Source organism: Sporosarcina sp. 179-K 3D1 HS (assembly GCF_047228905.1).
Taxonomy (GTDB): domain Bacteria; phylum Bacillota; class Bacilli; order Bacillales_A; family Planococcaceae; genus Sporosarcina.
Genome location: NZ_JBFEGI010000011.1, coordinates 76483 through 100090, shown reverse-complemented (window position 1 = coordinate 100090; position 23608 = coordinate 76483). Strand labels below are relative to the sequence as shown.

19 protein-coding genes and 1 pseudogene are annotated in these 23608 nt (G+C 48.3%); 3 read left to right on the top strand and 17 right to left on the bottom strand.

Annotation, left to right across the window (positions count from 1 at the left end):
• Positions 1–2 precede the first annotated feature (2 nt).
• The 9 genes and pseudogenes from adh to AB1K83_RS14135 form a co-directional block, all read right to left on the bottom strand.
• Positions 3–1544: an aldehyde dehydrogenase gene (gene adh / locus AB1K83_RS14175; protein WP_413058853.1), complete on the bottom strand. Its 1542-nt coding sequence runs from the start codon at positions 1542–1544 to the stop codon at positions 3–5.
• 75 nt (positions 1545–1619) lie between these two features.
• The gene (adhP, locus tag AB1K83_RS14170; protein ID WP_413058888.1) at positions 1620–2633 is read right to left on the bottom strand and encodes an alcohol dehydrogenase AdhP; all 1014 of its coding nucleotides are present in this window, start codon (positions 2631–2633) and stop codon (positions 1620–1622) included.
• A gap of 676 nt (positions 2634–3309) precedes the next feature.
• A complete protein-coding gene (locus AB1K83_RS14165) occupies positions 3310–4149 on the bottom strand; it encodes a DNA-3-methyladenine glycosylase family protein (RefSeq protein ID WP_413058852.1) in 840 nt (279 codons plus the stop codon).
• A 48-nt stretch (positions 4150–4197) separates the two neighbouring features.
• A complete protein-coding gene (locus AB1K83_RS14160; protein ID WP_413058887.1) occupies positions 4198–4812 on the bottom strand; it encodes a DUF2812 domain-containing protein in 615 nt (204 codons plus the stop codon).
• Positions 4802–5149, bottom strand: coding sequence for a PadR family transcriptional regulator (locus AB1K83_RS14155; RefSeq protein ID WP_413058851.1), 348 nt, complete (start codon positions 5147–5149; stop codon positions 4802–4804). Before AB1K83_RS14155 ends, AB1K83_RS14160 begins: the two co-directional genes overlap by 11 nt.
• A gap of 148 nt (positions 5150–5297) precedes the next feature.
• Positions 5298–6551, bottom strand: a complete 1254-nt coding sequence (locus AB1K83_RS14150; RefSeq protein WP_413058850.1) for a dicarboxylate/amino acid:cation symporter — start codon at positions 6549–6551, stop codon at positions 5298–5300.
• A gap of 203 nt (positions 6552–6754) precedes the next feature.
• On the bottom strand, positions 6755–7942 hold the full coding sequence (gene gltS, locus AB1K83_RS14145; RefSeq protein WP_413058849.1) for a sodium/glutamate symporter: 1188 nt from the start codon (positions 7940–7942) through the stop codon (positions 6755–6757).
• A gap of 969 nt (positions 7943–8911) precedes the next feature.
• Positions 8912–9694, bottom strand: coding sequence for a YqhG family protein (locus AB1K83_RS14140; RefSeq protein ID WP_413058848.1), 783 nt, complete (start codon positions 9692–9694; stop codon positions 8912–8914).
• Positions 9579–11251: pseudogene (locus tag AB1K83_RS14135) on the bottom strand (DEAD/DEAH box helicase). Before AB1K83_RS14135 ends, AB1K83_RS14140 begins: the two are co-directional and overlap by 116 nt.
• 194 nt (positions 11252–11445) lie before the next feature.
• Here AB1K83_RS14135 and recU point away from each other — a divergent pair.
• Both recU and AB1K83_RS14125 read left to right on the top strand, forming a co-directional pair.
• Positions 11446–12084, top strand: coding sequence for a Holliday junction resolvase RecU (recU, locus tag AB1K83_RS14130; RefSeq protein ID WP_413058847.1), 639 nt, complete (start codon positions 11446–11448; stop codon positions 12082–12084).
• Positions 12081–14738: a PBP1A family penicillin-binding protein gene (locus AB1K83_RS14125; RefSeq protein ID WP_413058846.1), complete on the top strand. Its 2658-nt coding sequence runs from the start codon at positions 12081–12083 to the stop codon at positions 14736–14738. The genes recU and AB1K83_RS14125 overlap by 4 nt, the downstream gene beginning before the upstream one ends.
• 89 nt (positions 14739–14827) lie before the next feature.
• On the opposite strand, the gene AB1K83_RS14120 is transcribed toward AB1K83_RS14125, so the two are convergent.
• Together AB1K83_RS14120 and AB1K83_RS14115 are read right to left on the bottom strand one after the other, a co-directional pair.
• Positions 14828–15403 carry a dihydrofolate reductase family protein gene (locus AB1K83_RS14120; protein ID WP_413058886.1) on the bottom strand — a complete coding sequence of 192 codons (576 nt, stop codon included), beginning with the start codon at positions 15401–15403 and terminating at the stop codon, positions 14828–14830.
• 34 nt (positions 15404–15437) lie between these two features.
• Positions 15438–16544: an alkene reductase gene (locus tag AB1K83_RS14115; protein WP_413058885.1), complete on the bottom strand. Its 1107-nt coding sequence runs from the start codon at positions 16542–16544 to the stop codon at positions 15438–15440.
• Between the two features lie 97 nt (positions 16545–16641).
• Between AB1K83_RS14115 and AB1K83_RS14110 the strand changes: the two genes are divergently transcribed.
• Positions 16642–17067: an Lrp/AsnC family transcriptional regulator gene (locus tag AB1K83_RS14110; RefSeq protein ID WP_413058845.1), complete on the top strand. Its 426-nt coding sequence runs from the start codon at positions 16642–16644 to the stop codon at positions 17065–17067.
• A gap of 75 nt (positions 17068–17142) precedes the next feature.
• Here the strand turns inward: AB1K83_RS14110 and AB1K83_RS14105 are convergent, their stop codons facing one another.
• From AB1K83_RS14105 to dinG, 6 genes are all read right to left on the bottom strand, one after another.
• Positions 17143–17496: a YpoC family protein gene (locus tag AB1K83_RS14105; protein WP_413058844.1), complete on the bottom strand. Its 354-nt coding sequence runs from the start codon at positions 17494–17496 to the stop codon at positions 17143–17145.
• Entirely contained in the window at positions 17486–18139 is a 654-nt protein-coding gene (gene nth / locus AB1K83_RS14100) for an endonuclease III (RefSeq protein ID WP_413058843.1), read from the bottom strand. The genes AB1K83_RS14105 and nth overlap by 11 nt, the downstream gene beginning before the upstream one ends.
• Positions 18140–18145: 6 nt before the next feature.
• Positions 18146–18859: a DnaD domain protein gene (locus AB1K83_RS14095; RefSeq protein WP_413058842.1), complete on the bottom strand. Its 714-nt coding sequence runs from the start codon at positions 18857–18859 to the stop codon at positions 18146–18148.
• A gap of 87 nt (positions 18860–18946) precedes the next feature.
• The gene (locus AB1K83_RS14090) at positions 18947–20140 is read right to left on the bottom strand and encodes a pyridoxal phosphate-dependent aminotransferase (RefSeq protein ID WP_413058841.1); all 1194 of its coding nucleotides are present in this window, start codon (positions 20138–20140) and stop codon (positions 18947–18949) included.
• 18 nt (positions 20141–20158) lie between these two features.
• Entirely contained in the window at positions 20159–20638 is a 480-nt protein-coding gene (locus AB1K83_RS14085; protein ID WP_413058840.1) for a hypothetical protein, read from the bottom strand.
• Positions 20639–20713: 75 nt separating this feature from the next.
• A complete protein-coding gene (gene dinG, locus AB1K83_RS14080; RefSeq protein WP_413058839.1) occupies positions 20714–23497 on the bottom strand; it encodes an ATP-dependent DNA helicase DinG in 2784 nt (927 codons plus the stop codon).
• Positions 23498–23608 lie beyond the last annotated feature (111 nt).

Below are 23608 nucleotides of genomic sequence, written 5' to 3'. Positions count from 1 at the left end.
ATTTAAAAGAATCCTAGCTTACTTTCCGAATAACTAACAAGCATGTTTTTCGTCTGCTGATAATGACTTAGCATCATCAAGTGATTTTCCCGACCGATACCTGAAGCCTTGTAGCCTCCAAATGCAGCGTGCGCTGGGTACGCATGGTAGCAATTTGTCCACACACGTCCCGCTTGAATCCCACGACCGAATCGGTACGCCGTATTCATATCTCGCGTCCATACACCAGAGCCCAAGCCATATAGTGTATCGTTTGCGATTTCCAATGCTTCTTCTTGGTCCTTGAATGTAGTAACAGATACGACTGGACCAAAAATTTCTTCCTGGAAAATACGCATTTTATTAGTACCTTTAAAGACTGTCGGTTGGATATAATACCCACCTTCCAACTCGCCATCCAATTTATTTTGCGCACCGCCTACAAGGCATTCCGCCCCTTCCTGCTTTCCGATAGCCAGATAGGAAAGGATTTTTTCCAGTTGTTCCGACGAGGCCTGAGCCCCCATCATAACCGTCGGATCCAGTGGATTTCCGATTTTAATCGCCTTCACCCGCTCCAATGCCCGTTCCATGAATTGATCGTAGATGGACTCTTGGATGAGAGCACGCGATGGACAAGTGCAAACTTCGCCTTGATTGAGCGCGAACATGACAAATCCCTCGACGGCTTTATCCAGAAACGCATCGTCCTCGGCCAGCACATCTGCAAAGAAGATATTTGGCGATTTCCCACCAAGCTCCAGCGTTGCCGGAATGATGTTCTGTGAGGCGTACTGCATGATCAGACGTCCGGTTGTCGTTTCACCCGTAAATGCAATTTTCCCAATCCGAGGACTTGATGCAAGCGGCTTCCCTGCTTCCACACCGAACCCATTTATAACATTCAGGACACCCGGCGGCAATAAATCCTCAATCAATTCCACTAATACCATAATGGATGTAGGCGTCTGTTCCGCCGGTTTCAACACCACACAATTTCCAGCAGCAAGCGCGGGAGCGAGTTTCCAGACAGCCATGAGCAATGGAAAATTCCAGGGAATGATCTGTCCGACGACACCGATTGGCTCATGGAAATGGTAAGCAACCGTATCGTTATCCAGCTGACTCACGCCACCTTCTTGGGCTCGAATCGCGGCGGCGAAATAGCGGAAGTGATCAATCGCAAGCGGCAAGTCCGCATTCAACGTCTCACGTACCGCTTTTCCATTTTCCCATGTCTCCGCCACGGCCAGCATTTCCAGATTCTGTTCCATTCGTTCCGCAATTTTCAATAAAATATTGGAACGCTCTGTAACAGATGTCTTGCCCCATGCCTCTTTCGCAGCATGTGCCGCATCCAGAGCCAACTCAATATCTTCAGCTGTCGAACGTGCAACTTCAGTAAACTTTTTACCCGTTACCGGTGTCATATTATCAAAATAGCGACCACTCACAGGAGCCGTCCATTTTCCACCGATGAAGTTGTCGTAACGTTTCTTGAAATTCACCTTCGCACCTTCTGTATTCGGAAAGGCATATACTTGGTTCTCTACAGCTTGCACCATCCTTAATTCCTCCTCGCATCCTACACGTTCTTCTGCCAACTTGAGATAGACATTTCATTCAAAAAACTTCCTCCATTAATCAAACGTTAAGACGATTCTTCCATTGATTTTGCCATTGACCATTTTGTCCAGTATCGTATTGACCTCGGAAAGCGGTGCTGTTTCGATCTGCGCCTTCACCTTTCCACGAGCCGCAAAATCAAGTGCCTCTTTCATATCTATTCGTGTGCCGACGATGGAACCTTTCACGGAAACCCCATTTAACACAGTGTTGAAAATAGGGATCGGCAATTCATCATTTGGCAATCCGACTACGACCAGCGTACCTCCCCGTTTAACCGAGCGATATGCCTGTTCAAATGCAATCTTTGTCACGGCCACACTAATAGCCGCCTGCACTCCGCCGACCTGTGATTGAATCGCTTCAGCCGGGTCCTCTTTTAGTCCATTTACCATTACATCGGCCCCTAAGTCCTTCGCAAGTTCCAGTTTTCCATCTGCAATATCAACCGCTACCACATTGAATCCCATCGCTTTTGCATACTGTAATGCGACATGCCCAAGTCCGCCGATTCCATAAATCGCTACCCAATCGCCTGGCTTGGCTCCAGATACTTTAAGTGCTTTATAAGTCGTCACCCCTGCGCATAAAATAGGTGCCGCGTCAACTGAACTGAGACCATCCGGAATTTTTGCCACATAGTCCGCTGCTGCCAGACAATATTCTGCGTAAGCCCCATCAACGGAGTACCCACCATTCTCTTGGTCAAGGCAAAGCGTTTCCTGGCCGCTTAGGCAATAATCGCACTCTCCGCATGCAGAATATAACCATGGAATTCCGACAAGATCTCCCACTTTCACGGACGTCACGCCCGGCCCGATTGCCTCCACGACGCCGACCCCTTCATGACCCGGGATGAGTGGAAGTTTCGGTTTAACCGGCCAATCCCCATTCACTGCATGCAGATCGGTATGGCATACCCCACACGCTTCCATTTTCACTAGTGCCTGACCCGGCCCTGGTGTTGGTTTAGGTAGATTCATAACTTCCAACTCATGTCTGAATTCGCTTACAACAGCCGCCTTCATAACCGACTTCTTCCCTGTTACCGTTCCTCTTTCAACTGCTGATTTCATAAGAAATTCCTCCTTTTTTGTTGTTCATTCTAAATATTGCAAAAAGCGTGCCAACTCTAAATTCCCGCTGACAGTTTGTTTTTCAAGCGAAAGAATCGATAATACGGCGAAATGGGCCGATTTTCCGGCTCGAATTGACAGGAAAACGGCAAAATGTAAAGAACCAATCGCTTACAAATAGGGAGAAAAAAATTTATCTCAGTACGAGCCGTCGACAAAGACGCATTCATTTGCATGAAACAGTGCCGAGATTTTAGGCTGTCGATAAAAGGTTGGATAGGGAGCTCATTATGTGCAACCCGTAGCAATAAAGAAGGACCACAGTACCATGCAATAAAGAAAACAGCCCTTTCGCAAATTAGACAGTTCAAATCATGTCGATTATGCAAAAGGGCTGTTGATTTCTAATAACAGGGTTAAGTCTTATCCGCTTACAAATAAATTTTTCCATAAGTCATCATCACATTTATTTTATTAAGATTACCATTAATTTCTCGATTGACGGAATTTCGATCCGACTGTAACGGATGAATTTCATGGATCTTCATCTGGTTCATCCCAGTTTTCATACGACCTCAGCTGCTCTTTCAAATTTCAGGTTGTGTCGCAAACCCCTACATGTCTAGGGTTATTCGATACTTCTCCATAAATACAAGGCAGCATAACTCAAATACGGGGACCATTCAGGAAAGCGGCCAACCATCTCTTCCTTAGTCGGCTTCCGGTCGAGACCCCATAATTTTTTCAACGCATTTTGCAATACGATGTCCGCCAGCGGAAACAGATTGGGGCGCCCCAACCCAAACATCAGGAAATTTTGGGCCGTCCATGGTCCAATGCCACGATGAGCTACGAGTTCCTGCATCACTTCTTCGTCTTCCATCCGTTCAAACTTGTTTAAATCCAATTTCCCCTCGACAATCGACCTGGAAAGACCGATGACATATTCCGCTTTTCTTCCACTGAATTGAAGTTTCCGCAAGTCTTCCACATTCAACGACGCGATTGTTTCAGGACTTGGATAGCGCCAAACCCCGTCCTCGTTCTTCCCGTAGCTTTCCACGAATCGCATCGTCAGCACATGGGAAAAAGCTAGGTTCAGCTGTTGATGAATAATATTTTTCATCAATGTTCCGTAAAGCGAGAAACTTTTAATGAGCGGTGTTCCAGCATGATCGATGAAGAGCTGTTCCAGATCGGTATTCAAGAAATGGCGTGCTATCGTGTCCAGCCGCCGATTAAAATGAAATATGGATTTCACTTTCTCTACCTGGGCATCACCCCTTACGTTTTCCAGCTCAAACAAAGGCGCTTCGATGGAGCCTACACCACGAAGAGTGACAATGTTCCCTTCCTCCATGGGAATCCGCACTTCCCGTTTTTGCAAATCAACCGCATTGACAGGATCCGCCGCCAATCGCTGCATTGCACGGTCAAAATCATATTGGAACGGTAGTGAAATTTGCATCTCGCTTCCCCCTTTCTTCCCCCAAAGTCTTTAAGGAAAAAACCAAGATCACCTTTTACTTTGCAAATACAGCCGATTCGATTGATAACCGAAGAATAAAAAGAAGATCATCGTCAGCGGGATAAAGGTCCAAGCGATCCCACGCATCAAGGCGAAAGGCGTTTCAAAGAGGAAGGAAAACCAGAAAGAAGACCCGGTCTTCTCCCATAAACCCGGAGTGAAATAGAGCTCTTTCGGATCGACGAATGCCTTCAAATCAATGACACCCGACCAATAGAATATGAGCAAGAGCGGCAGATAACTGATCGCGGTCTCAAAGCACATATTCGCGTACCTCTTATATCGGGCAGCTTTTGAAAAGGGATCGGAGAAGATCTCATCCCCCGCGTCATTCCTTATTTTTTTGAAGTACTGTATCCCTGAGTTCTTCGTGCCGGCAAGATGCTGCCAGCCACTGTCTTCGAACATCGTGCAGTAATCGATGAAATCGTCTTTTTTCCGGAATCGTCTGAAGTCGATCTTGATCGTGGATTCTTCAGGTTCCCCCTTTTGAAATTGGTACCCGCAGAAGGTCCCCCGTAAATGGTTCCCTTCCTTCGCCATCTGCTCCAGCCATTTCTCCTCTTTTTCAAAGTCGATGAAAAACCGCATCCTATACATTATCAACCCCTCCGTTTCCTCTTACTTCAATAGATAATACTCTTTCAGTCGTTTGTACGAGATGTCTCATCCGCTCACAGTCCAGACGCAATACTTCCCGCCCCTTTTCAGTGATGACATACGTTTTTCTCCGTTTATCCGTACTTTTTACTGCTGTGATCAATTCCTGTTTGACTAAATTCTCAATCGCCCCATACATCGTACCCGCGGCAATTTTTACACGATGATTACTAAGTTCCTCCACTTTCTGCATCATCAGATAACCATGAGCCGGCTCAAGCAACGACAATAAAATATAATACGTCGTTTCAGTCATCGGCAAATACTTGTGTAATTCCATCCAGTTCATCCCCTCAAACCGACTATACAGTTCAACTATATAGTTACATTGTATACAGTCAGACTGTATATTTCAAGAAAAAAATTTGGACAAAAAACGCAGCTCCCCCACGAGACAGGGTGCTGCGTTCCTTTTCATTTCAGTTAGCTCAGGCATTCTCCGTACCAGTCAAAACACCTTCTGCGTCCGGCTCGCCGAGAACGCCTTCCGTCTGTGCGACAATGACCGCGCATGCCGCATCGCCTGTGATGTTGACGGCGGTACGAACCATGTCGAGCAGGCGGTCGACACCGAGGACAAGTGCGATGCCCTCCACTGGCAGACCGACGGACGTCAGTACCATGGCCAGCATGATCAGACCTGCACCCGGTACAGCAGCCGTTCCGATGCTCGCCAGCACCGCGGTCAGGACAACCGTCATCAGCTGCCCCATCGACAGGTCGATGCCATAAGCCTGCGCGATGAAGACAACCGCCGCGCCCTGCATGATCGCTGTTCCATCCATATTGATCGTGGCGCCGAGCGACTGGGTGAACGAGCTGATCGACTCAGGCACCTTCAGCTTCTCCTGTGCCGTTTTCATTGAAATTGGAAGCGTCGCGGCGGAGCTGGCCGTACTGAATGCGACCACCTGTGCCGGAAAGAAATTCTTAAAGAACCAGACCGGATTCCGCTTGCCGAGTAACGCAACCGAACCGCCGTAAACGACAATCGAATGGATAAGAAGGCCTCCCAGGACCACACCCATGTACATGCCCATTGCTCTGAGCGCGTCGATACCCTGGCTGCCGACTGCGGATGCGATCAAGCCGAAAGCCCCGTACGGCGCGAACTTCATGACGAAGGTGATGAGGTACATGACCAGTTCATTCCCCTGCTCGAACAACTCCGTGATCTTCTCGACCCTCTTACCGAGCATTGCGATTCCGAAACCAATCAAAGCTGCGAAAAAGATGATCTGCAACATATCCCCTTCTGCCATCGCGGTGATCGGGTTCGTCGGGATGATACCCAATAGCGTATCGGCCACTGGCGGCGCTTCTTGCGCCTCGTAATTTGCGGTGGACGTCTCAAAGTCCCCTGCCGCACCCGGTTTTAGAAGCAGACCAAGCGACAAGGCAATGACGAGGGCGATCGCTGTAGTGATAAGGAAGTATCCAATCGTTTTTCCACCAATCCGCCCCAACTTCTTCGGATCACCAATACCGACGGTTCCAAGCACAATTGAGATAAAGACAACCGGGACGACAAGCATCTTCATGAGGTTGAGAAATATGGTGCCGAGCGGTTTGAATAAGAAGGCATCCACCTTTGTGAATGCACCGGGCGCGAAGAGATTCAGAATCAGACCGATGATGACTCCTGCAATGAGCGCAATGATGATGTTTCTTGCCAGTTTCATGAAACCCCTCCTCGGATTTTATTTGAGTGATTACAATACTATGAAAGCGCTTACTTTATATTATCAATACACTTGCTAAATTGTCAATCTTTCAATCTGCAAAAATCGAGCTTTTTCGACAAGACTCCCGTTGACACCCATACGCTATCACCAAAAAAACCTCGGAACCCATCCAATCGGGTTCCGAGGTTTTGTTCAACTAGTTACGGTGCCAGTATATTGATCGTCGTAATGATGATCGGTGCCCCGAATATGACGTCCATCAGGAAAGCACCTACAATCGGTACAACGAGGAATGCCGTACGGGACGGGCCGAACCTATTGACCGTCGCACCCATATTCGCCATCGCGTTTGGCGTAGCGCCGAGTCCATGTCCTAAAAATCCGGAAATCATGACAGCTGCATCGTAGTCCTTGCCAAGCGCCCGGAACATCACGAAGACAGCAAACAGGACGATAAACAGAACTTGGACAGCGATGATGCCGATAAGTGGAAGTGCCAGTCCTGCCAACTCCCAAAGCTTGATGCTCATCAATGCCATGGAAAGGAAAATCGAAAGGGAGACGCCGCCGATCAAGTCGATCTCCTTCATGTTAACCGTTCCTGGAAGGAAGCGATCCATCAGGTTACGGACAATGACCGCGACGAACATCGCTCCAATATAACCAGGGAGGACGAAGCCGGTAGCTTCCGTGAACATTTCGCCGATGAACGACCCACCAGCCATGGAAACCGTGATCATTGCGACCTGAATCATGAAGGACCGCTCATTGACCGGCTTTTCATCTTCTTCTACATATTCTTCGATTTTGCCTTCTGCAGGCTTGAGATTATACTTATTGATCAAATGACGTGCGACTGGGCCTCCGGAAAGACTACCGCAAATCAGGCCGAGAGTGGCCGCGGCCATCCCGATTGTCACGGCAGATGAAATGCCAAGTTGCTCAATCGTCGTTCCATAGGCTGCAGCACCGCCGTGCCCACCGCTCATGGTCACGGCTCCGCTCATGACTCCGAGCAGCGGCTCAATATTGAATACCTTCGCCAGTGAGACGCCGATGAAGTTCTGCATGAAAATGGTGACCCCACACAACAGCAAATAGATAATCAGTAGCTTACCGCCGAGTTTAATGAGCTTAAAGCTGGCTCCGAGCCCGACCGTCGTGAAAAATGCAATCATGAACAGCGACTGCAGGGACGTATCGAGGGAAATTTCCGCAGTTCCCGTTGTTTGCAGAATTAATGCCAAAATGGCAAATATTAGGCCGCCGACGACCGGCGCTGGAATTAAAAACCGTCCTAGAATGCCGATCCGGTTGACGAGTGCCGTCCCCAGGAGGAATAGCGCCACCGCTAGGAACAACGTCGTAATCTGGTTGATTTCAATCATATCCGTTCACCTTTCCTAAAAAAATCATGACGGCTTCGGAACCGTATCGGACCTGACCGTTCATACTATAATGTTTTGCTGTGCCGACCTTGAACCGCTTTCTCAAGTTCCGACACGCATCCGCAATTGCACAGACAGCGTTTTCATCATGCTCCCACCGCTATCCCGGACCGCCAAACTGCGGATCGGGACACGTAGGCCTGGCAATGTCGCCGCGACCAGGAATCAAATCCTTCGCCGTTGCAGAATTTTTCGGAGAAACCGCAATGGGAAGATTCTGGAATCGCTTTCTTTGATTCAAACAGTCTGCTTCTCTAACAATGCACATTTTAGAGTATAGTCTCTGCACGGAATCATTTGCAATAGTTTCAATCAAACGCGTACTATTCACAAAAGTGCATTGCTTGTCTAAATTCAATCAGTCCGAAAAGAAGGAAAACCGATTCCCATTCATTCGGCTTGATCCATCATTTCTTCGTCCCTCTTATTCCTTGATTCCCTTTAACCGCACATTGTACCCTATGCCGTTAGGACTATTTCCTGGAAACTGCTTCCCCGAGAACAAAAGCGCAGGGCGCCTGCCTAGTTAGGGTTCGCAGCCTAAGTTCGCGACGTCCTGTCGCAACGGCTGCATGACCGGCATCCTGCCGGCCTCAGGCATAAGACGAAGATGCGGCGTGGCGTCTTTTGCCAATCGAACAGCGAAGGGTTCGATTTGCCGTATTTATGCGTAATTTGCAGAAATTAAGGCACGTTTCTTGAGCAGCTTTTACTTATGACCCCGAGCCTCTGGCGCCCGGAGCCTAGACGGAAATACTCTGGCTTAGTAGATTATCCACAGGCCAAAATTTTATAATTTCCTAAGCGATAAAAAAACGATGCCCCAATGGAACATCGCCTGTTTCAACAGTCGCCTGACTCGGAGGGCGGACAGCCTTTTCGGGAAATCAATACGAATCCGCTCATGGCTCACTTTAAATAAAACAACCCTCCATTGATAATTTCGACTCGGATTCTCGCTTCATACTGTTCCTCGATCGCCCGCTTTTCCATTTCATAGCATTCCGGCCTCTCCTCGACCCCTTCATAAAAGTACTCGAGCACTCGCAAATCCTTTATCTTTCTGGTCTTTGCCTCTTCCGCCCAAGTGTGATCATCTTCTTGGATCAACGTTTCGATCAAGTCATCCATTCGCTCCAAGGCCCGCAGCGGTTTGATAATATACGGCAAATGGAAGGTGTTTGCCGAAATGGTCGCTTCCATTTCCCGTTTGCTCAAGTCTTCCTGAAATCCATTTACGATAGCCCCTGTCATCAAGTTCATGCCGAGGGAATAAAGGATTTCTTTCGTGCGGTCACTGGAGTAGGTGATTTTGTAGTTCACACCCAGCCAAGGCGTTAAAATCGTTTGTGGTCCCGACTCATTTGTTGCCCTTTCATACATTTGCACGAAGGCGGCTTGTTCTCTTGTCACCTGAAATAGTTGATGAAGTCGGGGAGATCCGTAGTGCAGCACTTCTCCCGGCATCTGTTGAACTAGCTTGCTTTTATCGGTTATTACTGTCAGTTGTGCGGGCCGGGGCTCGCTTCCTGTACTTTCTACGTAACTCCAGTAAAAAGGCCGATTCATGATTCGTTTATCCATTTCCACCGTCAATTGGACACAAAGGTAATGGTCGCTCTCCTGTAAAATCGGACATTTGTTTTCTTTGAAAAATTGACGAACATACTGATGAATCTGTTGTGGATACATGGGCACACTCCTCTATATGGATAACCTGAATTCCGATAAAATATCATCGAGTTGCCCGACCACTTTTTCAAAGACGCCGATCTTCGCCTGGAGCAATTCCAAAATAGAGTCTTCAATTGTATGTTTTATGGCTAAATTGTAAATATGGACGTCGTTCGTTTGCCCTAGCCGATGGACACGACCGATGCGCTGCTCCAACTTCATCGGGTTCCATGGCAAATCATAATTGATTACATGATGGCAAAATTGCAAGTTGATCCCTTCACTTCCGGATTCCGTTGCGATCAGCACTTGGGCTTTATCTTTGAAAAGTTGTTTCATCCATTCTCGCTTGCTTTTATTAAACTGTCCGTTGAACGGGACGCTTGTGATGCCTTTGGAGTGCAAGTAAGCTTGCAAATAGGCCTGGCTTGCCCGGTATTCGGTGAAAATGATAACTTTGTCGTCGTTTGCCTGCCGAATGATTTCATACGCCTTTTCGGCTTTTGAATTGATTGTGAGCTCCTTCATTTTTTGAAGGATTCCTTCCACAATAGAAATCTCTTCCGGTTCACTGCATTTTTGGCGAATTTTTTCTAGTGTCAGAAAAGCCGCTGCCATACTGCTGCACAGTTCCCTCTGCAAGGTAATTAGCGTGAAGGCATCCGAAAAAAGAGAGGACACGTCTTTTAATTGTGAAACGAGCTCATAGATTTCTTTTTCTTGTGCCGTGAACTCGATCGGTATGATCTGAACGCGGCGTTGGGTCCAGGCGATCCGTGTGTCCTGTCTTGAATTTCTCACCATCACCTGATGGATCAGTTCTTTCAGGAAGTCATCTTCATCCACATGGTGTTTACTCGCAGAAAACACAGTTTGAAACGTCTCGAAATTCCCCAAATGGCCCGGCTTCAGAAGAGAAATCAGATTAAAGAGTTCAAACACATCATTTTGAATAGGCGTTGCCGTCAGCAACAAACAGAACTTCTTCTTAAGATTTTGGACAAACTCATAGTTTTTCGTCTTCTGGTTTTTCAACTTATGCGCCTCATCGATAATGACCAAATCAAAATCCTGCTCATAAATGTTTTCCTTATGCGGACTTCTTTTGGCCATGTCGATACTGACAACGACTATATTGCAGTAGTTTAAATCATACTTCTTATGAAAAGGCACGGCGGGGATGTGAAATTTTTGATTCAATTCGAGGATCCATTGATTCATCAAAGAGGCCGGCGTCAAAATGAGCGCTTTCTTCACAAGGCCCCGGATCATGTATTCCTTGAGGATCAAACCCGCTTCAATCGTTTTCCCGAGACCGACCTCGTCCGCTAAAATGGCCTTTCCATTCATCCGTTCAATGACCGTCTCCGCTGCTTCCAATTGATGGGGCAAGGGGGTGAGGCCGGGTAAATACTTTGGACATTGAAGACCGTGGAAATCCGGGATCAACCTCGCTTTTTCCACGTCATAGCACATTTTATATAACGTCCAACTCCGGTCCCATTCTTTCCGGTTTTCCAATCGTTCCAACAAGCCTTCCTTCCATTCGGACGACCTTTCGATTCGCATGAACATCCCCTCTCCCCCCACATTTTCTTTCCTGTTAGATTGTCCAAAGAAGAAATTTCTATGTATTTGGTGCCAGGCGCCCAAACAAATGTAAAAGTTTAAACAAAAATGACTGTGTGGTGCACAGGCACCTTTGCAACCTTCTCCTCTCAAATCCGTCTAATGCTTGTGGTATGATTAGTAGATGTGAGGTGAGGTAAATGACGATCCGATACCCGAATGGGAAGAAGTATGTGCGACCGGCCGAGCAGACGGGCAGCCGGAAGAAGGCGGATATCTCCTATAGCAACCGGGGTAAATCATTGGAGGATGAGTTGAATGACTCGAATGCCTACTACCTGAGTCAAGGCATCGCGGTCATCCATAAAAAGCCGATCCCGATCCAAGTCGTCAATGTCCACTACCCCGCCCGGAGTGCCGCCGTTATCACGGAAGCATATTTCCGGACCCCGTCGACGACCGATTTCAACGGCGTATGGCGCGGGCATTACATCGACTTTGAAGCGAAGGAGACGAAAAGTGCAACGTCCTTTCCGCTTCAAAATATCCATGTTCACCAAGTAGACCATATGAAGCAAGTGACAGTACAGGGCGGAATCGCGTTTCTCGTCGTGAAATTTACGACGCTTGACCGCTATTTCATCCTCCCGTATGATAGTCTCGAAGAAAAATGGGAGCGTATGCTAGCCGGCGGTCGGAAATCGATCACACTGGCAGAATTTGAAGAGGCCGCTAGCGAGATCACGCCTCGTTTTCATCCCGTGCTAGACTACTTGCCGGGCATCATACCATTATTCCCCCAAGTCGGTGAACCAATCGAAAGGCAGGAAAACCTATGAGTGATCAAATAAATTCACGTGCCGCCCGCCGCAAACAAATGGAGGCGGAACGGGCGAAGAAAAAAGGGAAAAAGCCGAAAAAAGGCTTGAAGCAACAAGGCTTATTTAAAAAGATAGTTATTGCAGTCCTTGCCATTGGAATGGCGCTATTCCTTGGCGGTGTTGGCTTGTTCGCCTATTATGCGAGCTCGGCGCCAAAATTGGATGAAGCGCTACTAAAAGATCCATTAACCTCTGAGTTTTTGGACAAAGATGGCAATGTGTTCATGAAATTCGGAGCGGAACGGCGGGAGTATGTACCGTATGACGAAATCCCGAAACTGATGGAAGATGCGATTCTTGCGACGGAGGACGTCCGGTTTTATTCCCACCATGGGATGGATTTTTGGCGACTCGGCGGCGCGGTCTTGGCCAATTTCCGGAGCGGATTTGGTTCCCAAGGGGCTAGTACACTTACCCAACAGGTAATCAAAAACTCCTTCCTGACCAATGAGAAGACACTGAAACGGAAAGCGCAGGAAGCTTGGCTCGCCTTCCAGCTGGAGCGCAAGTATAGCAAACAAGAAATTTTCGAGATGTATTTCAATAAAATGCTCATGTCGGGACGGGTACACGGCTTCGGAACGGGAGCCGATTATTTCTTCGGCAAGGAGCTCAATGAACTAGAATTACCGGAAATCGCTATGCTGGCGGGGATGCCTCAATCTCCGAACGGCTATAATCCGTATAAAAATCCGGAGCGCGCCGAAAAGCGACGCGATATCGTGCTGGGCTTGATGGTGCAGCACAAAAAAATTACGCAGGATCAAGCAGACGCAGCAAAAGCGGTCCCCGTCGCTTCGCTGATTTTGCCGGAGGAGAAGCTTCCATCGTCAGATACAAAATATCCGGCGTATGTCGATGTCGTGCTGGATGAATTGGAAGCAGCGGGGATGGTAGATGTTTTATCTGAAGGTGTTAAAATTCAGACAGGCTTAGACCCGGCTGCACAAGATGCAGTTGAAAAAGCAATCAATAATCCGAACTGGTACGAATCTGAAGAAATGGAAGCTGGCATGACGGTTGTCGATACGAAAACGGGTACCATTGTGGCAATCGGCGGGGGACGTGACTATTCCGGACGGGATTTGAACTTTGCGACCGACCAGAAACGTCAACCCGGATCGGCCATTAAACCGATTTTGTCCTATGGCCCGGCTATCGAATACTTTAGCTGGTCGACTGGACAAATCACCAATGATGACCCATATAACTACCGCGGCACAAATCAGCCTATCCGGAACGTGGACGGACGCTACCAAGGCGCCATCACGATACGAGAAGCGCTGTACCGTTCCCGGAACGTACCAGCGGTGAAAATTTTTGAAGAAGTCGGACCGTCAAAAGCGGCCGATTTCGCGAAAAGCCTAGGGCTACCGGTCGATAAATTGAACTCTTCCAATGCCCTCGGAGGCGGCGAAGTCCAGTTTTCGACTACCCAGATGGCCGGAGCTTACGCCGCGTTCGGCAACGGCGGGGTCTATACGAAGCCTCATGCGGTGAAGGAAGTCATTTTCCGGGACGGCAAATCGAAACACGATCTGACGCCAAAACCGCAAGTTGTCATGAAAGACTCCACAGCCTACATGGTGACCGATATTTTACGTGATGTCATGACGGACGGAACCGGGAAAAATGCAAATGTCAGCGGGCTGGACGATGCCGGGAAAACCGGAACGACCAACTATTCGGCAGAAACCATTCAGAAACACGGCATACCAAGTGGCGCTGTACCGGACTCCTGGTTTGCGGGATACACGACCGATTATACGATCGCTGTCTGGGGCGGGTACAAAGACTATACGACCCCGATTACCACGTACAACCCGGGACGACTAGTTCCGCAAAATCTGTTCCGGACAGTCATGGGTGAAATTTCCGCCGGGAAAAACACCGCTTCATTCAAACGTCCGGGGTCTGTAGAGGAAGCGAATATCGTATATGGTTCGAACCCGCTCGTCTTGGCCAGCTCTTCGACACCATCCAATTTACAGCGAACGGAATTGTTTGTCCGAGGCACCCTACCGGAACAGCAAGCGCCGGTAGAGGAAACTGTAGAGCTGGAAGCGCCGAACGGATTAAATGCCAACTTTGATGCCAATTCGAACACGCTCACGCTTCAATGGGGCCATAATCCTCCAGATCCGGCGGTGATCGAAGGACCGGTTGAATTTGAAGTGTATGTCGGTGTCGATGGCGGCGAACCGCAATTGATGACGACGACATCGAATATGTCCGTCACATTCAATTCCGCGGAACTGGGACGCACCTATTCCTTTACCGTCATTGCGAAAGTAGGCGAGCTGAAGAGTGCTCCGGCTACGACAAGCCTGCAAATCGAGGAATACACAGATGAGCAACCGCAAGAAGAACAACCGGAAGAAACTCCGGACGATGAGGAAAATCCGGATAACGGATGGAACAATGGAAATGGCAATCCGAACGACAATGGATCGAATCAAGGGAATCAGGGGAATCCTGGCAACCAAGGGAACCCTGGTAATCAGGGCAACGGAGGCCAAGGTGGCAATCCCAATACCCCTACCGATCCGAACAACCCAGGTATCGAGAATCCAATTCCTGAGGGCGGAACGGAAGCCGAACCCACTCCATAATTGAAAATGAACCGGGCTGGCAGTTAACAATCGACTGCCAGCCCGGTTTTTATCTATTCAATTGTAAAATGAATGTACATCATAGAAACTCAGCTTCTTAGCGTTTGATAGCAAAGCTGAACAACGCCGGAAGAAAACGTTCTGGTTTGAACCAAAGTCAAGTTCATCCTTTGTTTGAGATCCACAAACAATGGTTTGCCCTCTCCCAATACAACCGGATGAACCGATAATCTATATTCATCGACAAGCCCTAAATTGAGAAACGTCGTAATAAGACTCGCCCCGCCATATAGCCAGATATCTTTGCCCGGCTTGTTCTTTAATTTGTTTACTTCTTCCTGAATGTCCTCATTTATGAATACTGCATTACTTCCATTCCCCTTTTGGGTTCTGGAAAATACATATTTCTCTTTTCGATGAAGGACTTCCCACATCTCTTTTTCAGCATGAGTGACCTCGGCTTCATTTTCAGGCATATACTCTCCCCATAACTCATAGCTTTTTCTTCCGTATAAAATCGTATCAATTTGATGGAGGAAATCAATAAACTCCATCTCGGAATCCATAATACACCAATCCACTTCCCCATTTTTTCCCTCAATAAAACCATCTAACGACACAGCTAAATCTAAAATTATTCTTCTGGATCTTGTGTGATGTGACATCATTCTGCCTCCTTTTAAACGCTATTTCTTAAGTTTACACTAGAATACTAAGATGTCGCTGTGCATCATAAGGTTCCAAAGCCATTCCATGTGTCACCTTTTGAACAAAATCGGGGTTTGCCAGTAGCGGACGTCCGAATGCAGCTAAGTCAATCGTCCCTTTTCCAATTGAATGAGCAGCCAGTTCCACCTCTAAGTTTCCTACTCCAATAATGATCCCTTTCCAATGTTTTCGTACCAATTCATGCAGAGTCATTCCATTTGTAAGAATTTCCGTAAAATGATTGGTCGATGGATGAAGGATCTGTAATCCGATTTCCCGGAAGGTTTGAACAAATGTTTTGATGGTTTCTTCCGGGTCTTCCCATCTATAATTCGGCATGTCGTCCTTTATTTCCGAAAAGCGCACAATTGTTTTTTCTGCTCCGATTTCTTGAACCACCGCTGCGATGAGCTCTTTCATAAAAGTAAGCCGCTGCTTCAAATTTCCTCCGTACCGATCCTGACGCAAATTGGTAGCTTCGCTATTGAATTGGTCAATCAAATATCCATGGGCTCCGTGGATTTCAACTCCGTCAAATCCGGCAACCATCGCATTTCGTGCTGCTTGTACGTGCTCTTCTATGACGGTTTGAATGGCGGCCGCTGACATTTCTTCCGGCATTTCATACGGTTTGCGCAAGCGGTGAACCAATCCTTTGGCTCTTAAAGAAGAAGGTGCCTGGGGTGGGGATCCGCCTGTTAGCTCCTGGTGGGTCAGCCTGCCGACATGCCAAAGTTGTGCCACAATCGTTCCTCCTTCTTGATGGACAGCGTGTGTTACGGTTTTCCACCCCGCGATTTGATTTTGCGTATACAATCCAGGAACGCCAAAAGTGCCCTTTGCTCTCGGACTTGGATTAATCCCTTCTGTAATAATGAGCCCAATGCCATCTGCTGCCCGTCTACGATAGTATTCCACTACATCCGGTCCCACCACCCCAGTTTCGTTATCAGCAAAACTACGTGTCATCGGTGCCATGACGATCCGGTTTCGGAGATTCCAATCCCCTATCGTGACGCGATTTAACAACTGGTTCTGTTCCATTTCTTCCACTCCTTCATGAAAGGCTTCTTTAGAATAATGGTACAAAAAATCCAGTAACCTTTACATAAGGCGATAAAGTTATTAAGCTTAATCTACTTATTATTTCCTGTTTATTTTACCGAACTGCATTAAAAAGAAAGGAGTGCTTGAAATGGATGAATTGGACAAAGAAATACTGATGGTATTACAAGACCATGCCCGAATCTCCATGACGGAGTTGGGCAAAGCGGTGGCTCTTTCCCAGCCTGCGGTTACCGAAAGAGTGCGGAGAATGGAAGACAAAGGCATCATCGATCATTACCGGGCAATTGTCTCCCCTCAGAAGATTAATAAACAAATCTCTGCCTTTCTACTATTCCATACGAAAGGCTGTGAGCGTTTTGTTTCTTTTTGCCAAAGCTCTCCCGATGTCGTGGAACTCCATCGAATTAGCGGGCAATATAACTTTTTAGTGAAATTGGTGACTGAATCTTTGCAAACCTTGGAGGATCAAATTAATGCTATGGGAACGTATGGGGACTCCACTACTCTAATTGTCCTCTCCTCTCCCATCGTAAACAAAAAAATTCTCCCTTGATGGAGAATTTCTTGAAATAAGAAGTTCAACAAAAAGCAGGCGGCTGAAAACCTGTCGCTTTCCGCCGCCTGCAATTCATTTCCTTTTATCCTGCAACGCCAACCGAGCTACCTTCTTCTTCATTTCCCCAAACAACGCATCCAGCTGCACAAACGCATAATGGCTAGCCAGTTTCGCTTTCACGAACTCCAGCCGTTCGGTGCCGTTCAAAGGAGATAAACGGTAGACTTCACGTCCGCTCCGTGCATCGATCTCCACGCCGCCCAATGCTAACATTCCTTCATACATCGCTATGGCTTCCCGCATCTTGTCCACGGCCCGCTCATCCTTCTCTCCATACAACGCTTCAATCGTCCCCCGCTTTGCTTCCCACTCTGCAAAATACGGGGCGAAAATTTCCTTATTAAACCGTTTCCCGTCAGTCAGCACGTTCTTTCATCCTCTTCTTCCCTTCCCTGCACAGCGGCAACAGCGGGCATTCCGGACAGTTGGGATTTTGCGCCTTACAGTGATAACGTCCAAAGAAAATAATCCGGTGATGCGTGTCGGTCCATTGTTCTCTCGGCGTCCAGCGCATGATCTTTTCTTCAACGGCCAGTGGAGAGTCTTTCCAACGGTTCATGCCAAGCCGTTTCGCCACCCGTTCGACGTGGGTGTCGACTGCCATGGCGGGAATGCCAAATGCGTTTGAGACGACAACATTTGCCGTCTTCCGCCCTACTCCCGGGAAGGTCATGAGGATATCCCGGTTCGGTGGCACGATGCCACCATATTCGTCGATCAGCAATTGGCTGAGTGCCCGGATGTTCTTCGCTTTATTGCGATAGAGGCCGATGGAGCGGATGTCGTTTTCGAGCTCCGCCACCTCTACCGCCAAATAATCTTCGGGCGTCTTGTATTTTTTGAATAAATCCGCCGTCACCCGATTCACCAATACATCCGTGCATTGGGCGGATAAAAGCGTCGCGATGAGCAACTCAAACGGATTCGCATGTACAAGTTCGCAATGCGCATCCGGGAACATTTCCCCGAATTGCTCCAGGCAATATTCCCATTGTTTTTTCGTCAACATCTAGATCTACTCCCGTTCTTCCAACCAATTATAAAAAGGCACCCGTTTGACCTGGATTTTCTGTTGGAATTGCGGTGGGCGTGTCCCGCTGACGGTCCGGAACGATTTCGTCTGCCGTTCAACATCCGCCAATGTTTTGACATTCTTCTTTTTCCATTCGAATAAAATCCGGTCGATATACCGCAAACTTAATTTTTGAGCGAGCACGGCTTCCTTCAGCGCTGCGCGGATGATTTCGACGGAATGGCCGTCTTCATCGAGCCACATCGTAATCGATTCGCATTCCATCGGGGATAACAGACGCCCGAATTCCTGCTCGAACAGCGTGAAAATTTCTCCCTCTTCCTCTTTCTTCTGCTCTACCTCTGTATCGCATGCTGTCAATAAAACATGATCGACCAGGCGATTCCAGAGTGGCTGAAGCGTGAAAGTTTCGATGAGGACTCCATCCAAATCTTTGCTTTGGACAATTTGAAGGAAGCCGTTCTGCATGAGACGCTGCAAAATGCGAGACACCTCGTTTTCTGTCAGCTCCATCCGATCTGCAAAATCGGCGGGGGTTGGGAACTGATTTCCTTCCGCTTGAAAAGACGTCATCTGTAGAACCAGCATGGCGTCCAAGTCTTTCATTCCCAAATTTTTATAGTGGTGAAAAAAAAGCTGAGAAACTTGTACATTCCCCTGCTCAATCCAAATCCGGAGCCGTTCTTCGTGCTGCATGTCCGAACTCCTCTCTATTATCTATGTACAAGCAGCAAGGGCCCGCGACAATTCGCAGTCCCCAGCACCTGTAATGAACCCTATCGATCAAGCTTTCCAGTTTTCTTCTACAAACGCATGAATGCGGCGGACCGCTTCTTCCAATAGATCGATCGATGTCGCATAGGACAAACGAATCGTTGTCGGAGAACCGAAACCGGATCCCGGAATGACCGCGACGTTTGCTTTCTCCAGCAAAGCCTTTGCAAAGTCATCGACATTGGCAAATCCTGTTTTCTCCACTGCTTCGGTTACTTCCGGAAGCAAGTAGAAAGCGCCTTGCGGTTTGATCACTTTGAAGCCCGGAATGGCAGACAGCTTCGGTAGGATTTGATTCAATCGGGACTCGAATGCTTGGCGCATCGTTTCGACTGCCTCTTGCGGACCGTTATACGCTTCCAACGTCGCGTATTGTGATGTCGTCGTCGGATTGGACGTCGAGTGGCTTGCGAGGTCTGTCATCGCGCTGACAACTGCCGCGTCACCTGCGATGTAGCCGATTCGCCAGCCTGTCATGGAGTGCGATTTGGAAACACCGTTAATGATCAATGTCCGGTTCTTCGCATCCTCTGAAAGCTCTGCGATGGAGACATGTTCCGCATCTCCGTACACCAATTTTTCGTAAATCTCGTCGGATACGATCCACAGATCCTTCTCTTGGCACACTTTTGCGATCTCTTCCAATTCTGCCTGTGTATAGATCATCCCTGTCGGATTACCTGGTGAATTAATGATGACCGCTTTCGTTTTTGAGGTAATAGCTTTGCGGATTTGATCAGCCGTCACCTTAAATTGTGATTCAGCCGTCCCTTCCACATAGACCGGTTGTCCGCCAGCAAGCTTCACTTGTTCCGGATAGCTGACCCAGTACGGTGTCGGAATGATCACTTCATCATCCGGATTCAGGATGACTTGAAACAATGTATACAGGACATGTTTTGCGCCAATGCCGATCATGATTTCATTGCGCGCATAGTCGAGGCCCTGGTCTCTTTTCAGTTTTGCGATAATGGCATCCTTCAGTGCTGGGAGCCCACCGGATGGCGTATATTTCGTTTTTCCTTCTTTCATCGATCGATAGGCTGCTTCGATAATGTGATCCGGCGTATTATAATCCGGTTCACCTGCACCGAGCCCGATGACGTCGATTCCCGACTCTTTCATTTCTTTTGCTTTCGCCGTGATAGCAAGAGTCGTAGAAGGTGAAAGCGTGCTAACTCTGGATGCCAATGATTTTGTCATTTTTAATTCGCTCCCTACTTATAAATTCAGAATTCTTTTCCACCATTGTCCATTTTCAAATTGGACATAGACATAATTTAGTTTGCCGTCCGCGCTTGTAAACGCAACTTCCCAGACGGGACCGATTTCTTCCATGCCGAGTGCCGTATGGAGCACTTTTTTGACGTCCAGTTCCTTTTTCACCGTCTCGATGGCGGTATCGGCGGAAATCCCTTCGGCAAGTTTGACTTCCTTATAGGCCTCTTCCGCTTGTGGACCGACAAATACGGCTTTTTCCACCCCTTCGCCGTCCACTCCCCGGACAGTCACCCACGCCGCGCTTCCTTGGTACGTATCCGCCCGCTGAACGTCTTTCAACTGGCCCGTTCCCATGACCGATTCAATGGCAGCCTGTTCCGCTTGGGTAAACGGCTTGTTTGCGTTGTACAGCACAATAATCGCGATGACAACCGTTAATGCCAAAAGGAAAGTGGTGATGAACTTGATCCAATTCAGCATGAAACCACACGTCCTATCCGGTCTGGAATCTTCAATTGCCTCATTTATTTCCCTGCCTCATTTTCATTTGAATCCTTAGTCATTATAACAATTTTCAAGCTCGGTCACCATGTTTTCTAGCGTCACTTTCCGGATCGGCACATCGGGCAACGACTCGAGAAACCGGCGTCCATACGACTTTGTCTCAATCCGTCGGTCCAGCAAAATGAAAAATCCTTTGTCAGACGAGGCACGGATCAGCCGCCCGAATCCTTGCCGCAAACGCATGACCGCCTCCGGCAAGGAATAGCCGTTGAACGGATGGATTCCCTGCTCTGTCAACTTGGCCGCCCTCGCTTTGAATAAAGGATCGTCCGGCGATGAGAACGGAAGACGCACGACGATGACGGCGGATAACGCCTCACCCGGCACATCGACCCCTTCCCAGAAGCTGCTCGTTCCAAACAGGACCGCTTTGCTATATTGGCGGAACGATTTCAACAGCCGCATCCGACTGCCAGAGCTGACCCCTTGCGCAATAAGCACAAAATCTTCCAATTGCTCACTTTCGACGATAAGTTCATACGTTTTTCGTAACATATCTTGCGAAGTGAATAAGACAAAAAGCCGGCCGTTTGTCACGAGCACCGTCTGCACGACCGCATTGGCGACCGCTTCGATGTAATCACTCTGGGCGACCTGCTGGATGTCCGGCATATCTTCGACGATGAAGATCTCAGCCCCTTCATAGAAATGAGGCGGCGCATCGAATTTCAATAGAGGCACCGAATCGGCCATGCCGAGTTGTCTCGTCACATATCGTTCATCACCAGCCACTGAGAGTGTCCCGGATGTCCACATGATGCCGGCCTGCTCCGTTTTCATCCGTTCAGCAAATTGGCGGACCAATCCCGTGCCGTATAGACGAGTTTTCATGACCATCAAACTGCCCGGGATACTTCGGCGGTCTTTCTCGACCCAGACAGCATAATCTTGCCGTTCATCGTCCAAGAAAATCTCGATCCATTCGCCGGCCTTAATCTTTAATTCCCGGACCCAGTACTCCCACTCCGCTAAAATGGCCGCTCCTTTTTTCGTCAATCGGTTGCGGTTTTCCACCACTTCTTGGGCGAACCGGTCGGCTTGATCTAAATAAACGGATAAGCGGAAGGCGACCTCCCGGAAGGATGGATCCGCTTCCGTATCGGGGAGCGGATAGGTGATTCGATTGCCGGATTGTTTTTCCGAAGTGGTAGGCTTGTGCCCGGTTAAATAATCGACCGCATTTTCAAAGGCTACGGAAAAATCAATGAATGCCGCATCCAGTTTCGCTTTTTCAATCGGACGATAGGATTCTCTTCGGCAATCTATGTTCAGCGACTCCATTTGTTGGAGCAATTGTCCTTCTGCATCCGACCCGACCTGCCCCATGCAATATTTCCAATTGGTGTAGGAAAATACGGTTTCATTCATACGGGATGCGGTTTGAACGAATTGATGGGCTTCATCGACAATCACCCCGGCCAGCGGATGCAATACGGTTTGCTCCCGGTTCAAGTCTGAAAGCAGCATCGAATGATTCGTTATTATTAGATTAGCGCTTTGACAAGCGGTGATCTGCTTTGCATGATAGTCTGCCGCTTTCTCGTCAGGAGGCATTTGCTCCGACCGTTTGCGAATCCGGTTCAGGAAGAGCTGCCCACCGCCTGAGACATTCAGCTCTTCCAAATCACCGGTCACCGTTTCAGTCAGCCAGACAAGAATTTGCATGGCCGTGAATGTTTCATCGTACGACTCATCCGTAATCCGGAGCAATTCCTCGAATTTCCCTAAGGATATATATTGCTCCCTGCCTTTCAGTACAGCTACCGGTAGTTCAGCCCCTAGCAAAAGACGCACTTTATCCATTTCTTCCCCGACAATCTTATCGACGAGATGGTTGGTGTATGTACTGACAACAACCGGTTTTCCACTTTGGACGGAATGGATGGCAGCTGGCAGAAGATAGGCAATGGTCTTGCCGATGCCTGTCGGGACCTCCGCTGCCATTTCCGAATGTTCCGCGAAGACATCCCGGACAGCATCCATGAAATCGAATTGGGCATCCCGTTTCTCGAATCCGTTGAACCGCTTCGAAAATAAAGCGATTTTCGCCTCCTCGCTCTCAGGATAATTAGGCAACTCTGTGACCTTCTCAGCAGGAGCTTTGGCAATTCGATAAGGAATCCCACGATAAGACGAAATGGCGCGATCGTCATCCGCTCTCGTGCGTGCAGCTTTTAAGGCTTCATAGAAAACGGTCGACAGGTCGGATTTCAGCAAGAAGGATCTCCGATGCAGCAACTCCAACGTTTCTCTTGGTAAATCATCCAATTTAGCAAGACAGGCCATGAAAAGCTGTGCCGTTGCAGCAGCATCATCATCGGCACGATGCGCAGAAACGAGCGGAATGCCGAGCTCCTCTGTAATATCCTGCAATCGGTAACTCGGAGAGGACGGGAACATGATCTTCGCCAATTCCACGGTGTCAATCTTTTGCCCCGACCATGGTCTGATGCCACAGCGTTGAAATTCATTTTGCAAAAAGGCGAGGTCGAAATCCGTATTATGCGCAACAAAAACCGATCCTTCGAGCAGATCCGCCACTTCCTCCGCGATTTCTTCAAAGGAGGGCGCCTCAAGGACATCCTCATCCGAAATCGACGTCAACTGTCGGATAAACGCGGGGATTTCCTTCCCGGGATTGACGAATCGAACATACGCATCTCCAATCCGGCCATTTTGAATGAACACGATGGCAATCTGGATGATCCGATCTCCGTTGGTCGAAGAATGACCCGTCGTTTCCAAATCCACTACCGCATAAGTTCTTTTATCCATTCCATCATCAACTTCCTGTTATTCATACTACAGCAAATTGTATCATACTCTGGGCGGCGTTAGACATAGAAACACATAGAACCACCGTGAAAACCACCGGTCTGCCGGATG